This window comes from Cohnella phaseoli (assembly GCF_003386235.1).
Classification (GTDB): domain Bacteria; phylum Bacillota; class Bacilli; order Paenibacillales; family Paenibacillaceae; genus Cohnella; species Cohnella phaseoli.
This window is the reverse complement of record NZ_QRDZ01000036.1, coordinates 34,013-49,652: the sequence shown is the minus strand read 5'-3', so window position 1 is coordinate 49,652 and position 15,640 is coordinate 34,013. Positions and strand designations below refer to the sequence as shown.

The window sequence follows — 15,640 nt, the reverse complement described above, 5'->3', positions numbered from 1 at the left end:
GGAGTGTTCTACCTATGACGATCATTACTGACGTATATGCGCGCGAAGTGCTCGATTCTCGCGGCAATCCGACTGTCGAAGTCGAAGTTCAATTGGAATCCGGAGCTAAAGGCCATGCCATCGTTCCGTCCGGTGCTTCTACCGGCGCATACGAAGCGGTCGAGCTTCGCGACGGAGACAAAGGCCGTTACTTGGGCAAAGGCGTTCTGAAAGCTGTAGAGAACGTCAATACCGTTATCGCTCCGGAAATCATCGGCTACGATGCGCTCGATCAAGTCGAAATCGACAGCAAAATGATCGAACTCGACGGCACGCCTAACAAAGCGAACCTGGGCGCAAACGCGATCCTCGCGGTATCGATGGCTGTCGCTCGCGCTGCTGCCGATGCGCTTGACGTTCCTCTGTATACTTATCTGGGCGGATTTAACGCCAAAACGCTGCCTGTACCGATGATGAACATCGTTAACGGCGGTGAGCACGCAGATAACAACATCGACGTACAAGAGTTCATGGTGCTGCCGATCGGCTTGCCGACGTTCTCCGAAGCTCTGCGCGCAGGCACGGAAATCTTCCACGCTCTGAAGGGCGTTCTGAAGGCAAAAGGTCTGAACACGGCAGTTGGCGACGAAGGCGGCTTTGCTCCGAACCTTGGTTCCAACGAAGAAGCGTTGTCCACGATCCTCGAAGCAATCGAGAAAGCGGGCTACAAAGCCGGCGAAGAAATCTTCCTGGGCATGGACGTCGCTTCCACGGAGTTCTTCAAAGACGGCAAATACCACCTCGAAGGCGAAGGCAAGTCCTTCACGCCGGCTGAGTTCGTTGACCTGCTTGCTAGCTGGGTAGAGAAGTATCCGATCATTTCCATCGAAGACGGCTGTTCCGAAGACGACTGGGAAGGTTGGAAATTGCTGACGGAGAAACTCGGAGGCAAAGTTCAACTGGTTGGCGACGACCTGTTTGTTACGAACACCGAGCGTCTGGCTGACGGCATTGAGAAAGGCGTAGGCAACTCCATCCTCGTTAAAGTCAACCAAATCGGTTCCTTGACCGAGACGTTCGACGCGATCGAGATGGCGAAGCGCGCAGGCTACACAGCTGTAATCTCCCACCGTTCCGGCGAATCCGAAGACAGCACGATTGCCGACATCGCAGTTGCGACGAACGCTGGCCAGATCAAAACCGGCGCTCCGTCCCGTACGGACCGCGTTGCGAAGTACAACCAATTGCTCCGCATCGAAGATCGTCTTGGCTCCACGGCTAAGTACGGCGGCAAAGCGGCGTTCTATAACCTCAGCAACCTGAAATAAGTTAAATAGCGACATCTTAGTCAGACAGAACGAACGACAAGAAGGACGAACCCTTGCGCTTAGGCGCGGTTCGTCCTTTTTTTTATTTGGTGAAGGTACTCAGGGATCTGCTTTAAGCCGAAAAGAATCCAACAACTGCTGTCCCTTCGTTTGGATCGTCTCGATTGCTTCGTCCAACGATTTCGCATTATCTGCAACGAGATGAAGTTCATTGGATGCCAATTCTTTGAACGCTTGCTTAAATTCAGGAGTGGCGGCGCTGTCGCTCGAACGTTTTGCGGCGGGCTTCAGGGCAAAGAAAGGTTCGATATTGAAGATTTCTTTATTCGGAACATAGTCTTTGCGTACCGGAATTTGGCCGTTCATCGTTTTGGATTCGACTTTGGCAAGATCTTCGCTATTGATGTACTTCACGACCTCCCAAGCGGCCGGCTTCTGTGCGGAGTGATTGCTAACCGCAAAAATGGAGTTCAGAGAAAGAGCGTTCGTCACATCTGGGTTCGCGGGATCCACGGGAACAGTTGCGACATCGAAGTTAAGAGGCTTGCTGTTTGGCTCTGTTCTCTGTTTGTCAACGATCGTCGAATAGTAGAAAAATTCATTTTCCTTGATGGCGACCCGGCCCTTCGTGAAGAGATCGTTTCTAAATTGTTCTACGATGTCTCCCGAAGGAAAGTGCAGAACATTCGACTGATAAGCCTGCATAACAGACGCGAAAATCTTCTTCCAACTGTCGGAAGCGATGACGATGTTGGAGCCGTCGACGCTGATTGGAGTTAATCCGATCGCAGTGCCTGCGTCCAGTATTAAATCGAACAAACCTTGAGCTGATTCGGGTTCAAAACCGTAAATACGTTCTTCTTCGGTTCCCTCGGACGGGAAACGCTGAGCGAGCTTCAATACGTCATCCCACGACATGCGATCCCTGGGCAATTCCACCCCGTACTGATTAAACAAATCTTTGTTGTAATAGAGCACAGAAGTCGAAAACTCGGGAGCAAGACCATATAGCTTCCCGCTTCCTCCTTCTCTTAGCAGCTCGGTCACCGAGGGGGAAATCCCGTTTAGATCAAATTTATCGCGTTCGATGGCGGGCTCCAGATCCATCAAAGCGCCATCTTCTGCAAGCGCTTCGTACAGTGGGGAGCTGAGCAGTAGGACGTCGGGCTGCGACTTTGAGATGGCCACTTTCTGTTCTTCGATTGAACCAGACGGTTGTTCGATCACTTCGAACTCCACATTAGGGAACTGGCCGATAAGCATATTTCCGTAACGTTGATAGAAGTAATCCGAATTCCGGGACATAACCTTCAGTTTAACCGGCTGATCGGGATCGAAGGTTTCCGAAGGCCCTGAACGCTCGCCTTGGCAGCCGGCTATGAGAGCTATGCTAAGTGCGAAGAGCGCAAGGGCGGCAGCCCGGCGAAGAATGATAGGTTTTGGCATGTTATTCGTCTCCCTGCGAGCTTGACTTAACCAGATAGGCATCGAGCAACTGCTGCCCCTCCGTTTGGATCGTCTCGATTGCTTCGTCCAACGATTTTGCTCCGTCGGCGACGAGTTGGAGTTCTCTTGTGACGAGTGGGCGTAATGAATCGGTTAATTCTGCAGGAGAATGATTATCGCTCCACCGCTTCGGGGTGGTCTTCAAAGCGTAAAAGGGTTCGATGTTAAAATCATCGAACATCTTTGCATATTCTTTACGTGAAGGGGTACTCGTGTTGATTGTCCGTGAGTTTATTTTGGCAATTTCTTCGCCATTGATATACTTGACGACTTCCCACGCGGCTCTCTTATGAGCAGAATGATTGTTTATCGAAAAAATAGATGCCATAAATAAAGCAGCGTCGGTCGTGTCGGGAGTAGCTGGATTGACGGGAACGGTGACGATTCCCAATTGAAAAGAATCGCTGGTATTTAATTTTCTTCTGCCTTCTAGAATTTTTGAGTAATACGAAAAGGTGTCTATTCTCATGGCAACTTGGCCATTGATAAACTTGTCGTTCTTATTGCCAAAAATTTCAGTGTCGTTACGAATAATCTCTTCAAGCGTTGAACCTTTCGCTAAGAGTACACTGCCTGATTGGTAAGCTTGCATCACAGATTCGAATACCTTCCGCCAGCCCTCGGATTGAAGAGCCAGGTGGAGGCCGTCAGAGCTAACGGGCGTCAATCCCATCGTCTTTCCAACACCGATAATCATGTCGTATAACGTAGTTGTAGAGCTTGCTTTGAAACCGTATATTCTTTCCTCCTCGTTGCCATCGGTCGGGAATCGTTGAGCCAGCTGGAGAACTTCATCCCATGACATTCGGTCTGTAGGCATTTCAACTCCGTATTTTCTAAACAAATCTGCATTATAGTAGACTGCTGAAGATACAAAGTCAGGAGAAAGACCATATAATTTGCCGTTTCCACTTACTCTTAGTTGCTCGATCACAGCCGGAGAAATACTGCTAATATCGAATTGATCCTGCTGAATAACAGGGTCTAGCTCCATAAGACGTCCTTCGGCAGAGAGTTCTTCGAAAAGTATGTCACGGGTAAAAAGGATATCCGGCTGCTCGGTATTGATTTGTTCCCGAAAGTCTTCATTGGTCATCCGGCCTTGTTTAAAAGGGAGAACTTCGTATTCGATATTTGGGAACTTTCGTTGTAGCAGGTTTCCATATTGTTGATCAAAGCCGCCTTCAGTACTAAACATGATCTTGAGTTTAACCGGTTCATTAGGATCGAAATCTTCCAGGTCGTCTTTCTCCTTCTTCTGACAGGCTGAGAGGAAGACAAGGCTTAGTACGGCGAAGACTAATAAAATGCTCGTTAAGCGAACTGGAGTTTGTTGTTTTGGCAAGGGAAATCCTCCTTTCCGCGATGACATTTATTCGTTTCCCTGCGAGCTTAACTTAACCAGATAGGCATCGAGCAACTGCTGTCCCTCCGTTTGGATCGTCTCGATTGCTTCGTCCAACGATTTTGCTCCGTCGGCGACGAGTTGGAGCTCGTTTGTGACGAGCGGGCCTAATGATACCCTGGCAAACGTATGCGGGAAACGGCTATCACTATGCCGCGTCGCAGTCGTCTTCAAAGCGTAAAAAGGTTCGATATTAAGCTCCTCGAATGCCTTGGCATATTCCTTGCGTGCCGGGGCTGAAAGATAGGCTGTCCGAGAATGAATTTTGGCGACTTCTTCGCTATTGATGTACTTGACGACTTCCCATGCGGCTCTCTTGTGGGCAGTCTGGTTATTGACTGCAAAAATCAAACCGATCATAAATTGATTGGTCATATCCGGAGTCGCCGGATTGACAGGGGCGGTGACGACTCCGAGTTCAAACGGATGGCTGCTCTTTAATTTTCTTCTACCTTCTAACATTTGTGAATAATACGAAAAGGAATCTAATCTCATGGCAAGTTGACCTTTGATAAAGGGATCAGTTTCAGGGGCAAATGTTATTGGGCCTGTAGGAATGTGCAGGTTTCCCGATTGATAGGTCTTCATGACGGATTCGAAGACTTTCCGCCAGCCGTCGGATTGGAGCGTGAGGCGAAGGCCGTCCGAGCTAACCGATGTCAATCCGATCGTATCTCCAACGACCATAACCAGCTCGGATAACCCGCCAGTAACATCTTTTTTAAAACCGTATATGTGTTCCTCTTCGTTCCCATCGGACGGAAACCGTTGGGCGAGCTTGAAAACTTCATCCCAGGACATTCGATCTGTGGGCAGCTCCACCCCATATTTCCGAAATAGATCAGCATTGTAATAAATCGCGTGAGAAAACAACTCTGGAGTCAGTCCGTATAACTTGCCGTTTCCACTGACTCGCAGTTGCTCGATCACAGCCGGATAAATGCCGCTTAAATCGAACCGATCCTGCTGGATGACCGAATCCAATTCCATAAGACGCCCTGCGTCGGCAAGCTTTTCGTAGAGTGGAAGGCTAAGGAAGAGAACATCCGGTTGTTCCTTATTGATCTGTTGTAAATAATCATCGATTGTAAAGGTCCCCAGTCCCGGAGCTACAATCTCAAGTTCAAGATTGGGATACTTCCGTTGCAACAGATTTCCGTAGGTTTGACCAAAGGTCTCTTCGAGAATATACATGACCTTCAGCTTAACAGGTTCATTCGGATCGAAATCGTCCAGGTCGTCTTTCTCCCTCTTCTGACAGGCTGAGAGGAAGACAAGGCTTAGTGCGGCGAAGGTGAATAAAAGTATGGTGACGCGAGCGCGAGTACGAGGTTCTGACAAAAGAAATCCTCCCTTTTTCTAACCCCTGTAAGTTAAATATGATACTCCATATGTAATACCAACATAAAATGGAAGACAATTACTTTCAAGTTCATAAATAGATTGTTTGGGGTAAATATATACACATACGAGGATAACAAACGGACCCCGCGCAATGACGAGGTCCGTTGTCTATTGCCCAGAGCGATACCGGAACTCCAGAGGAGTGACCCCGGTTATTTTCTTGAACAGCCGACCGAAATAATAAGGGTCGTCGTAGCCGACCTCGCGCCCGATCGCGGCGACGGTGTCGCCCGTTGTCTGCAGCAAATATTTGGCGCGTTGGATGCGCAGGGAGTGGGTGTAGGCGGTGATGGTCGTTCCGGAATATTTTTTGAAGACGGAGCAGATATGGTTGTACGTACGGTCGACCGCTGCTTCGAGCATCTCCTTGGAAAGCTCGCGCTGAAAATTTTCATCCAGCGTGTTGACGATCCGGCGATACAGAATAAAAGATTCCGGTGTCGCCGGGTCCGGATGCTGGCTCTCCATAAAGTCGTTGGCGATCAGTTCCAGCACAGTCCAGATGAGTACCGACAGCCGTACGCGAAAATAACCGGCTGGTTTTCTCATCTCGGCGATCATCCGCTCGAACTTCAAAGCCAACTCGAATCGGCACGAGGGACGATGACGGCGGGGCAGCAGCATTCGGATCTCGGTCGAGGCCGCGCTGCGAAGATCGCCGGACGAACCGATAAACGACAAATCCTGCGCGTAGTCGGTTTCGTCGTCCACTTCCTCGATCTGCGGGTCGGCGCTGAACTGCACCCAGAAGAAGTTGAAATGTTCCCCGCCCTCCTTCCATCCGAAATGCCGCTGCCAGGGCTTGAGCAGCAAGATTTCCCCGGAATGCAGAGTCAGTTTTTCTTCCTCGACCTGTAGATAGACGGGGCCGTCATTCACGAGAAACAATTGAAAATTTGGATTGGCATGGGGCGTGTTGAAGAACAACGGATCGCCCGTATGGCTGTTGGCCCATTTTACGTCCAAGCGCGAGCGGCTGGATAATGACAAGAAGTTCACTGGACACCTCTCCGATTCGGACGGCCGCAAATCGTAACGTCGTCCATTTTATCGCGGAATGCTCTCCGGTATAGTCGGTTTGAATTGATTATATCATCGCGCAGAGGAGATGTACCTATGACCCGGCTATCTGAAGAAGAGTTTTACGAAAAGGTGTACGGAGGTTGGTTAGGCAAAAATATCGGAGGCACGCTGGGCGTCCCCATGGAAGGGAAAAAGGAGCTGCTCGATCTGACTTTCTATCCGGTGCTTCCGGACGAACCGCTGGAAAACGACGACCTGGACATGCAGCTCGTATGGCTGCACGCGCTGGAGCAATACGGCGCCCGGCTGACCGCGAAGGAATTGGGTCAGGAATGGGTGGAGCATATCTTCTTTCCTTTTGACGAGTACGGCTATGCATTGGGCAACTTGCGGCGGGGGCTCCCGGCACCGCTTAGCGGCTCGTTCAACAATCCGTTTAACGACTGCATGGGCTCGCCGATCCGCTCCGAGATATGGGCGATGGTCGCGCCGAACCGCCCTGACGTGGCCGCCTATTACGCATACCAGGATGCGATCGTTGACCATGCGGGGGGAGAGGGCGTCTTTGGGGAAATGTTTTTCGCGGCCATCGAAGCCGCTGCTTTCTCCGAGAGCGACCGCGACCGTCTGATCGCCATCGGTCTGTCGATGATTCCGGAGGATTGCCGCACATCCCTGGCCGTCCGCGATCTGATTCGTTGGCATGGGGAAGGCGTCGATTGGAAGGAAGCGCGGGAGTTGATTCTGAAGCATCACGGGCGGGATAATTTTACGGACGCGCCGCAAAATATCGCATTTACGATTCTCGGTTGGTTATACGGGGAGAACTTCGGGGATGCGCTGCTGAAGGCGACGAACTGCGGCTACGATACGGACTGCACGGCGGCGACGCTCGGAGCGATTCTCGGCATCATCGGGGGGCGCGCCAGTCTGCCTGCGGAATGGGTCGAGCCGGTCGGGGACCGCGTCGTCGTCAGCCCGCCGGTGAAGGGCTTCCCCGCGCCGACCAATTTGGACGAACTGACGCGGCGGACGATTCGCATGTCTCGGGAAGTGCTCGCCGTCTGGGAAGACCGGACGATTCGGTTAGAGGATTACGAGATCGCTCCCACCGCGGTGCGCTATCTGCTGCCGCAGGGTTCTTCGGAGCCGCAGGGACTATCCGTTACGGTCGACTACGGAGCGGAAGGACCTTCGATCGGCGCGGGACAACGCAAAAGTATCCGCATAGCCGTGTCCAATCGTTCGCGCGAGCCTTGGAGCGGAACGTTGGAGCTTGAAACTCCGGAGGATTGGTCGGCGGTTTTGGAGCGCCCATTCGCCTTGGCGGTTGGAGAGACGTTCGAGTGGGATGCGGAGGTTGAAGCGGGCGCGATTGTGAGACCGTCATATGCGCTCCAACTAAACGTTCACAGAAACCACGATCGCGTCGTATGGAGTACGGAGCATATTCCTTTGGCTTTGGCTGCCGCCACTCATTGGCGGATTGCCGGACCCGGCATGCCGGATGGGAAGGATGTCGTCTTCCCGGGTCACCAGCTGCGGCTTGCGGAAGCGTCGGGCGACGAGACTCCAGGGACGTATCGCGCCTCGACCAAGCTTGTCGTTCCGACGGCACGCGATGTCAAGCTGATCGTCGGCACAACGGCACCGGTCGTTGCGCGTTTGAACGGCGAAGTCGTCCTGGATAACGCCGAGCCGGCAGAAAATATGCCAGCCTTCCATCGTGCGGCGCACAACCGCTGCGTTTACGTGAATCTAGCGGCTGGGGAGCATACGTTGGATTTGGAGTTCCGAATTGAAGGGAATCCCGCGGACGAGGACATCTTCGTTCTGCCCGTATCTCCGGAACAATCGTCCTTACCGGGCGGCACTTATTTGTATTCCGACGTCGTTTTCGCAAAAAAATAAATGGACAAGGAGCCCGACTAAGCTAAATTAGAGTTAGGGCTCCTTCTTCAACTGCGGGTACGTTGAAAGTGGATTACATTCGTATTGCCGCCTGTTAAGGGGATGTACTATAAACCACAACGATTCAAATTGATTGGACATTGAACTTTTACGGCGGATCCGTTTGCACACATGAGCTTACAAAGGGGAAGTTGTCGGAAAGTCGTACAACCGAACGCAGCTCGAACCAGGCTTAAACGGCGGACTATTGTAGGGAAAACCGCACAAAGCAGCTCGAACCAGGCTTAAACGGCGGACTTTTGTAGGGAAAATCGTACAAAGCCATCCCGGCCTAGGCTCAAACGACGAACGTTTGTAGGGAAAACCGTACAAAGCATCCGAAATCAAGGGTTTGTACGTCACTAAAGCGTCTTCAATGATTATAAGGATAATTCCGAGGAATTATCTGGAAGTGTTGTGGATCATGATTAGCCTGGAGAATGCCTCATACGCTCCTGAAATCACCGTATCACGGGTTCCCAATTCAGATTTCAGGAGCGTATAGCATTGGAAGGAGGTACATTCCCCTTTTACCTAGCGTCTAGAGGACAACCCCCGTTGTCTAGCACCGCCAGATGGAATAGCCGAAGGCCGCTAGTTCGGCCTTCATGGGGCCGCCAGTCTCCTCGACGAGGGCTTCGCCGAATATTGGTGTCCAGCTTTGACCGGCTGTAGCTCTTGGGAGGACGACTTCTACCGGCTGCTCCGAGACGTTCATCGCGACGACGAGGCGTTCCGAGTTGTCGGAGGACAGCCGTTCGTACACGAGCAGTCCTCCATTGGCAACCAGAAACTTGAAGCTTGCGCTCCGCAGCGCTTCGTGATTGTGGCGAAGTCGGATTGCCGCCGCAAAAAACTCGAATAATTCTTTGTTTTGCTTATCTTTCTCCCATACCATGCATCCTCGACAGTGAGGGTCGCCGCCGCCGTTCATCCCCACCTCGTCGCCATAGTAGATGCTTGGAGTCCCGGGGAACGTCAGCTGGAACAGCGTGGCCAGCTTCATGCGCCGTTCATCCTCTCCGCATACGGTGAGCAGGCGCGGCGTGTCGTGGCTTCCGAGCAGGTTAAACGACGCTTCCACGACCTGACGCGGATAAGCGGCCAATTGGTTGCCGATCGTGTTGGCGAAGGGAACCGCCTCAATTACGCCGCGGGCGAAAAAGTCCAGAACGGCCTCCGTCACCGGATAGTTCATCACCGCGTCGAACTGATCCCCTTGCAGCCATGCGATCGAATCGTGCCAGATTTCCCCGAGAATGTAAGCTTCGGGATTCAAGCCTTTGACAACCGACCGGAGCTCCCGCCAGAAAGCATGATCCACTTCGTTGGCCACGTCCAACCGCCAGCCGTCGATGCCGACTTCCTCGATCCAATAACGAGCGACGTCGAGCAAGTAGCGTTTGACCTCTGCGTTTTCCGTATTCAGCTTAGGCATGATCGGTTCAAAGCCGAACGTATCGTAGGTCGGAATCCCGTTCTCCACTCGCAAAGGGAACTCTCGTACATGGAACCAATCGGCGAAAGGGGAATCGGGCCCTTTGTCCGCCACATCGACGAATGGCGGAAATTCCTTGCCGGAATGGTTGAATACGGCGTCCAGCAACACTCGAATACCCTTGGCGTGACAGGCGTCTACGAGCTCCTTCAGCTTCTCGTTCGAGCCGAACCGAGGATCTACTTTCATATAGTCCTTCGTGTCGTATTTGTGGTTGGTCGTCGCTTCGAACAGCGGGTTGAAATAGATGGCGTTGACGCCCAGATCGACCAAATGGTCGAGATGATCGATAACGCCCTGCAGGTCTCCTCCGAAGAAGTTCGTCGGAGTCGGAGCGCCGCCCCAAGGCAGCGTCCCTGCGGGATTGAGCGATGAATCGCCATTGGCGAATCGTTCCGGGAAAATCTGATAGAACACCGCGTCCTTCACCCAAGCGGGAGGCTCGAATACGTCGGCCGGGTTGAGAAAAGGAAACTCGAACAGCGTCAGGTAGTTCTCAGGCTCGACAGAGGAAAAGCCTTTCTCGGACATATAAAGCTCCTCGTTCCCTGAACGAAAGCGAAAGCCGTACTTCAATCGACGAAGAGGGGGAACGGCCTCTGCTTCCCAATAATCGAACAGCTCGTCGGACGCGAGAGGCTTCATCGGGACGACATAGCGCGTTTGTTCCCAGGCGTATTTGTCGCCGGCGATCACGAAGGCCTCGTCCGCTTCGCCTCTTTTCGTCCGAACCCTCAAATGAATGGTTTTGTTGTCGTAGGCGTAAGCCCAGTTTTGTTTGGGGCGATGATAGATGGCTTCTCGCAGCATAGCGCATAACTCCTTTTGGATAGAAAGTAGAATGCAAAAAAGGCACAGCCTCGTCGTGCACGGACGAGGTTGTACCTGACGGTAACAGCGCCTTTAAGTTGCTTGTGCGATGTTTGCGGATTCGGATAGCGGAATACGGCCGATTCGGTGGCTTACACAGTGTGCAACCGTTTGCCCTTGCTGTGAGGCCACGCTCTATCCTTAATTTTCATGTTATCCCAAATCGCCAAATCTGTAAATAGAATGAAATACGGACGATTTCGGAGGGTTTAACAGAAAAAATGAGATTTAATGCGAATTTTAAGCCGAAAATCATGAATATGAGCTGAAAATGGAATTTGCTAACTTTTTTGTTCATCGTATATGATGAGTTTGTGCAATCGTTTTCACGAACATTCGGAATTAGGCTTTTCCACATTCTGAAGGCACTGCTACCCCATAAGGGTACATCCTCGTTGAGTTATTCACTTGGCGAGGGTGTGCCCTTTTTTTGCGGTCAACGTAAGGGAGCGGAAGCGATCGGCACAGTCGGCAGTCGGATCATCGGATGCATGAAAAGGGGAAGCACTTAAAACGGGAGGCTGAGAACATGAAGATTAAGAAATGGAGTATCGGCTTGGTAAGTGTATTGCTGCTCGGGGCATTGACCGCTTGCGGAGGAGGGGACGGTAACGGAGCTAACGGGAGCGCCTCGCCGTCTGCGAACGAGAGTCCTTCGGCCGCGGCCGAAGGCCCGTCCAGTCCGGCTCCGTCCGGGGAGGAAGATGAGGCTCTGAAGCCGGAAGCGGGAGCAAAGCTGAAGGTGTGGGAATCCAAGGAGCAAATGCCTTATATGAAAGAGGTGGTGGCTGCTTTTGAGAAGGAATACGGAGTTCCCGTTACGCTGGAGGAGGTGGCCGGAGGAGATCAAGGCGGAAGATTGGCGACGGACGGCCCTTCGAAGCTGGCGGGCGACGTCCTGACGCTTCCGCACGATCAGATCGCCCAGGCGGTCAAGGCGGGGTTGCTGCTTCCGAACGACGTGTTCGAAGAGGAAACCCGATCTTCGATGGCGGAAGCGGCCGTCAAAGCTTCTTCCTACGAGGGGGTGCTGTACGGCTATCCGAAGTCGGTAGAAACGTACGCGCTGTTCTACAATAAGGATCTATTCCCGGAACCGCCCCAAACGTGGGACGAGGTCATTAAGTTCGCGGAGACGTTTACGAATTCCAAGGAGAACAAGTACGCCGTCATGTGGGAATTCGTCGGCTATTATTCCTATCCGTTCGTCGGCAGCTTCGGCGGGTACTTCTTCGGGCAGGACAATACCGATCCGACCGACATCGGGCTGAACAGCCCGGGGGCGGTGCAAGGCTTCGAGTTCTTGCGGTCGCTAAAACCGATTCTGCCGATGAACGCGGCGGACATCACCTACGACGTCAAGACGCAGCTGTTCACGGACGGCAAGCTGGCTCTGAACATCGACGGCCCTTGGTCGGTCGGCGCCTTCAAGGACAAGGTCAATTTCGGCGTTGCGCCGCTTCCGGCCGTACCCGGCGGGAAGCCGTCCACTTCGTTCTCCGGCGTCAAATCCTACTATGTCAATTCGTATTCGCCGTATCCGATCGCGGCTCGCCTGTTCGCGAACTTCGCGGCGAACAAAAAGAATCAACTGAAAAACTACGAAATGACAGGAGCGATCCCGGCGAACAAAGAGGCCGGAGAAGATCCGAAAATCAAGAACGATCCTTATGTCAGCGGATTCTTCCAGCAATTCGAGAATTCGACTCCGATGCCCGGCATCTCCGCGATCAATGCGCTATGGGATCCGCTTAAGGCGGCGTTCACGACGCTGTGGGACGATCCGAAAGCCGACGTCAAGACGACGCTGGACGCCATGGTCGAGACGGTGAAGACGGCCATCGCTTCCCAATAGAGAGAAGGTTCGCCCAAGAGCGGCTTTCACCCGACGGCCTCCGGCTGTCGGGTGAAGGCCGTCCGAGGCGAAGAAAGAGAGGAATCGCGCATGCGCAAACCAATCGCGGGCGCCTTGCTGTCGGCGCTCTTCATGGGCCTGGGCCAGCTCTATCACGGACAGCGGATGAAAGGGTTTCTGTTTCTGGCCGCCGGAATCGGCCTTCTGGGCGGAGCCGCGGCGCTTGACCTGCCGGAATATTTGCGGGGGCTGTGGACGCTGGGAGACCAGCCGAGCGGCTTGGTCAAGGTCGGCAAGCTGACGCAGATGGTCGAGGGGGATCATTCGATTTTCCTTCTAATCAAAGGCCTGATGGCGCTGCTCGCAGCGCTGCTGGCCGTCGCGCTATATGCGGCCGGCATTCGCGACGCCTATAAGACGGGCGTTCTGCGGGAAGCGGGGCAGAAGATCCGAACGTTCCGGCAGACGCTCCGGGCGATGAGCCAACGGAATTTCGCTTACCTCGTTCTGTTACTGCCCGCTTTATTCATTTTATTTTTGACCGTGCTTCCTTTGATCTTCTCGATTCTGCTCGCCTTTACGAACTATGCGGACCCGAACCTGCCGCCGGCGAACCTCATCGATTGGGTCGGCTTCGCGAACTTCGTCAAGCTGGTGAGCTTAAAGGTATGGAGCGATACGTTCTTCGGCGTGCTGTTGTGGACCGTCATTTGGGCGGCCGTCGCGACTGCGACCACTTATGTCGGGGGAATCTTGGTGGCGGTGTTGATCCATCAGCCGCGCATTCGGTTCAAGGCATTCTGGCGCACTGTGATGATCGTTCCGTTCGCGATCCCGAGCCTGATCTCCCTGTTGGTGATGCGCAACATGTTCAACAACAAGTTCGGTCCGATCAACGATATGCTGCGCATGATCGGACTGGAAGGCGTGCCGTGGCTGACCAATCCGATGTGGGCCAAAGCGACGCTGATGGTTGTTAATATGTGGATCGGCATTCCAATTACGATGATTCTCGCTTTTGGAATTTTGACGACTATACCGCGAGACCTTTATGAAGCTGCCGAGGTCGACGGAGCGGGCTCTTATCAGAAGTTTCGCCGCATTACGCTGCCTATGATGCTGTTTGCCACTGCTCCGGTGCTGATCATGCAGTTTGCCGGGAACATCAACAATTTTAACGTGATCTATCTGATGACGGACGGAGGTCCGGTGAATACGCATTACCAATACGCCGGCCACACCGATCTGCTCGTCACCTGGCTATATAAGCTGGCGTTGGATCAGGCACAGTACAGCTTCGCGTCGGTGATCGGCATTATCATTTTCCTGATGATCGCTTCCCTGTCCATCTGGAGCTACCGCCGCACCCGATCCTACAAAGAGGAGGGGATGATCGCATGAACGGCTCCAACGCTCGCTTGAAGCTCGGTCTCAGCTATGCCATCCTCATTATTCTGACGATCGTCAGCCTGTATCCCGCGCTGTGGATCGTGCTGTCCTCGTTGAAGGAAGGGAACAGTCTGTACAGCGAGACGCTGTTTCCGCGTCAGTTTACATTGGATCATTACCGCGAGCTTTTTCGTGCGACCAAATATCCGCTATGGTTTATGAATACGCTTAAAATTGCGACGCTGTCGACGGTGCTGGGCACGTTCCTGCTGCTATTGACCTCTTATGCGGTGTCCCGGTTCCGTTTTGCCGGACGTCGTTTTTCGTTGAATACGCTGCTCGTGCTGCAGATGTTTCCCGGTTTCATGGCGATGATCGCCGTGTATGTCGTGCTGAATACGATGGGGTTGCTCAACTCGCATCTGGCGCTTGTACTCGTCTATAGCTCCGGGGCGATCGTCACGAACGTGTTCGTGGCCAAAGGCTTCTTCGATACGATTCCCTCCGGTCTCGAGGAAGCCGCACGGATCGATGGAGCGAGCCATCTGACTGTATTCTTCCGAATTATGATACCGCTAGCCAAGCCGATGCTGACCTATGCTAGCCTTATGATTTTTAACGGCTGCTTCGTCGACTTCATCTTCGCCGATCTGGTGCTGCGCTCGGAGGATCAAAGGACGCTGGCCGTCGGGCTGTACAAAATGGTGAACCAGCGCAATTCGACGGAGTTTACGCTGTTCGCATCGGGGGCGGTGCTCGTTGCGCTTCCGGTCATGACCCTGTTCCTTGTGCTGCAGCGCAATTTGGTCGACGGTTTGACGGCGGGAGCGAGCAAAGGGTAGGAATAAGCATCATACATTATAAAACGGTCCTCGGCCGCCTTCCGCTTGCACGGGAGGCTTGGCTGAGGACCGTTTGAACGAGAAGCGTAAGAGAGCTGCGGATTACTCTACCGTTTCCGGAGCTTCGATCACGATATTGCTCAGTTTAAGGTTAACGGCGTTAGCGATCGTATCGCCGACCGGGCACGTTTCTTCCAGGAATTTCACAAACTGCTCGACACGCTCCTGAGGGGCGTCGGTTTTAATGTAGAACGTATAACGAATGTCCGAATAGCCGGGACGAACGTCGGATTTTTTGAAGAAACCGTCCAAATCGAGATCGCCCTCCACTTCCACGCGGAAATCGTCGAGACGAACGTCGAACTTCTTGGCGTACACTCTCGCCACGATCGATTGGCATGCGCCGAGCGCGCCTAGAACCGCTTCTACCGGATTCATTCCAGTATCCGTTCCGCCCAAGCTTTTTGGCTCGTCAATCGTCATTTCGAAATTTCTGGAGCTAACTTTAACGACGACTCCTTCTTGTAAATGAGCCGATGCTTTGAATGTCGTGATTGCCATGCCGTCCAATCCCTTCCATTGTCAGATGGA

Annotated in this window: 11 protein-coding genes; 5 read left to right on the top strand and 6 right to left on the bottom strand. The window is 52.9% G+C overall.

Translation table 11 applies throughout. The features are described 5' to 3' along the window. Positions 1-14: 14 nt before the first annotated feature. Positions 15-1,307, top strand: a complete 1,293-nt coding sequence (eno, locus tag DFP98_RS31910; RefSeq protein WP_116064686.1) for a phosphopyruvate hydratase — start codon at positions 15-17, stop codon at positions 1,305-1,307. A gap of 99 nt (positions 1,308-1,406) precedes the next feature. Here eno and DFP98_RS31905 read toward each other — a convergent pair whose 3' ends face one another. The 4 genes from DFP98_RS31905 to DFP98_RS31890 form a co-directional block, all read right to left on the bottom strand. Continuing rightward, the gene (locus DFP98_RS31905) at positions 1,407-2,753 is read right to left on the bottom strand and encodes an ABC transporter substrate-binding protein (protein ID WP_181918068.1); all 1,347 of its coding nucleotides are present in this window, start codon (positions 2,751-2,753) and stop codon (positions 1,407-1,409) included. 1 nt (position 2,754) lies between these two features. Continuing rightward, entirely contained in the window at positions 2,755-4,158 is a 1,404-nt protein-coding gene (locus tag DFP98_RS31900; protein WP_181918067.1) for an ABC transporter substrate-binding protein, read from the bottom strand. Between the two features lie 27 nt (positions 4,159-4,185). Then, a complete protein-coding gene (locus DFP98_RS31895) occupies positions 4,186-5,559 on the bottom strand; it encodes an ABC transporter substrate-binding protein (RefSeq protein WP_116064683.1) in 1,374 nt (457 codons plus the stop codon). Between the two features lie 171 nt (positions 5,560-5,730). Continuing rightward, positions 5,731-6,621, bottom strand: a complete 891-nt coding sequence (locus DFP98_RS31890) for an AraC family transcriptional regulator (RefSeq protein WP_181918066.1) — start codon at positions 6,619-6,621, stop codon at positions 5,731-5,733. Positions 6,622-6,738: 117 nt separating this feature from the next. Between DFP98_RS31890 and DFP98_RS31885 the strand changes: the two genes are divergently transcribed. After that, positions 6,739-8,556, top strand: a complete 1,818-nt coding sequence (locus DFP98_RS31885; protein ID WP_116064681.1) for an ADP-ribosylglycohydrolase family protein — start codon at positions 6,739-6,741, stop codon at positions 8,554-8,556. Between the two features lie 601 nt (positions 8,557-9,157). Here DFP98_RS31885 and DFP98_RS31880 read toward each other — a convergent pair. After that, entirely contained in the window at positions 9,158-10,903 is a 1,746-nt protein-coding gene (locus DFP98_RS31880; protein WP_116064680.1) for an alpha-glycosidase, read from the bottom strand. Positions 10,904-11,492: 589 nt separating this feature from the next. Here DFP98_RS31880 and DFP98_RS31875 point away from each other — a divergent pair. From DFP98_RS31875 to DFP98_RS31865, 3 genes are all read left to right on the top strand, one after another. After that, positions 11,493-12,818, top strand: coding sequence for a sugar ABC transporter substrate-binding protein (locus DFP98_RS31875; RefSeq protein ID WP_116064679.1), 1,326 nt, complete (start codon positions 11,493-11,495; stop codon positions 12,816-12,818). A 90-nt stretch (positions 12,819-12,908) separates the two neighbouring features. Continuing rightward, complete coding sequence (locus tag DFP98_RS31870; protein ID WP_116064678.1) at positions 12,909-14,219, top strand: carbohydrate ABC transporter permease; 1,311 nt, start codon at positions 12,909-12,911, stop codon at positions 14,217-14,219. Further along, complete coding sequence (locus DFP98_RS31865) at positions 14,216-15,049, top strand: sugar ABC transporter permease (protein WP_116064677.1); 834 nt, start codon at positions 14,216-14,218, stop codon at positions 15,047-15,049. The genes DFP98_RS31870 and DFP98_RS31865 overlap by 4 nt, the downstream gene beginning before the upstream one ends. Before the next feature lie 102 nt (positions 15,050-15,151). Here the strand turns inward: DFP98_RS31865 and DFP98_RS31860 are convergent, their stop codons facing one another. Continuing rightward, positions 15,152-15,610 carry an OsmC family protein gene (locus tag DFP98_RS31860; protein ID WP_116064676.1) on the bottom strand — a complete coding sequence of 153 codons (459 nt, stop codon included), beginning with the start codon at positions 15,608-15,610 and terminating at the stop codon, positions 15,152-15,154. Between the last annotated feature and the right edge of the window lie 30 nt (positions 15,611-15,640).

Excerpts from the sequence above, each read along its gene's own strand:
- DFP98_RS31865 (WP_116064677.1), top strand. The coding sequence starts at position 14,216 with ATGAACGGCTCCAACGCTCGCTTGAAGCTCGGTCTCAGCTATGCCATC.
- eno (WP_116064686.1), top strand. The coding sequence starts at position 15 with ATGACGATCATTACTGACGTATATGCGCGCGAAGTGCTCGATTCTCGC.
- DFP98_RS31875 (WP_116064679.1), top strand. The coding sequence starts at position 11,493 with ATGAAGATTAAGAAATGGAGTATCGGCTTGGTAAGTGTATTGCTGCTC.
- DFP98_RS31905 (WP_181918068.1), bottom strand. The coding sequence starts at position 2,753 with ATGCCAAAACCTATCATTCTTCGCCGGGCTGCCGCCCTTGCGCTCTTC.
- DFP98_RS31880 (WP_116064680.1), bottom strand. The coding sequence starts at position 10,903 with ATGCTGCGAGAAGCCATCTATCATCGCCCCAAACAAAACTGGGCTTAC.
- DFP98_RS31870 (WP_116064678.1), top strand. The coding sequence starts at position 12,909 with ATGCGCAAACCAATCGCGGGCGCCTTGCTGTCGGCGCTCTTCATGGGC.
- DFP98_RS31860 (WP_116064676.1), bottom strand. The coding sequence starts at position 15,610 with ATGGCAATCACGACATTCAAAGCATCGGCTCATTTACAAGAAGGAGTC.
- DFP98_RS31885 (WP_116064681.1), top strand. The coding sequence starts at position 6,739 with ATGACCCGGCTATCTGAAGAAGAGTTTTACGAAAAGGTGTACGGAGGT.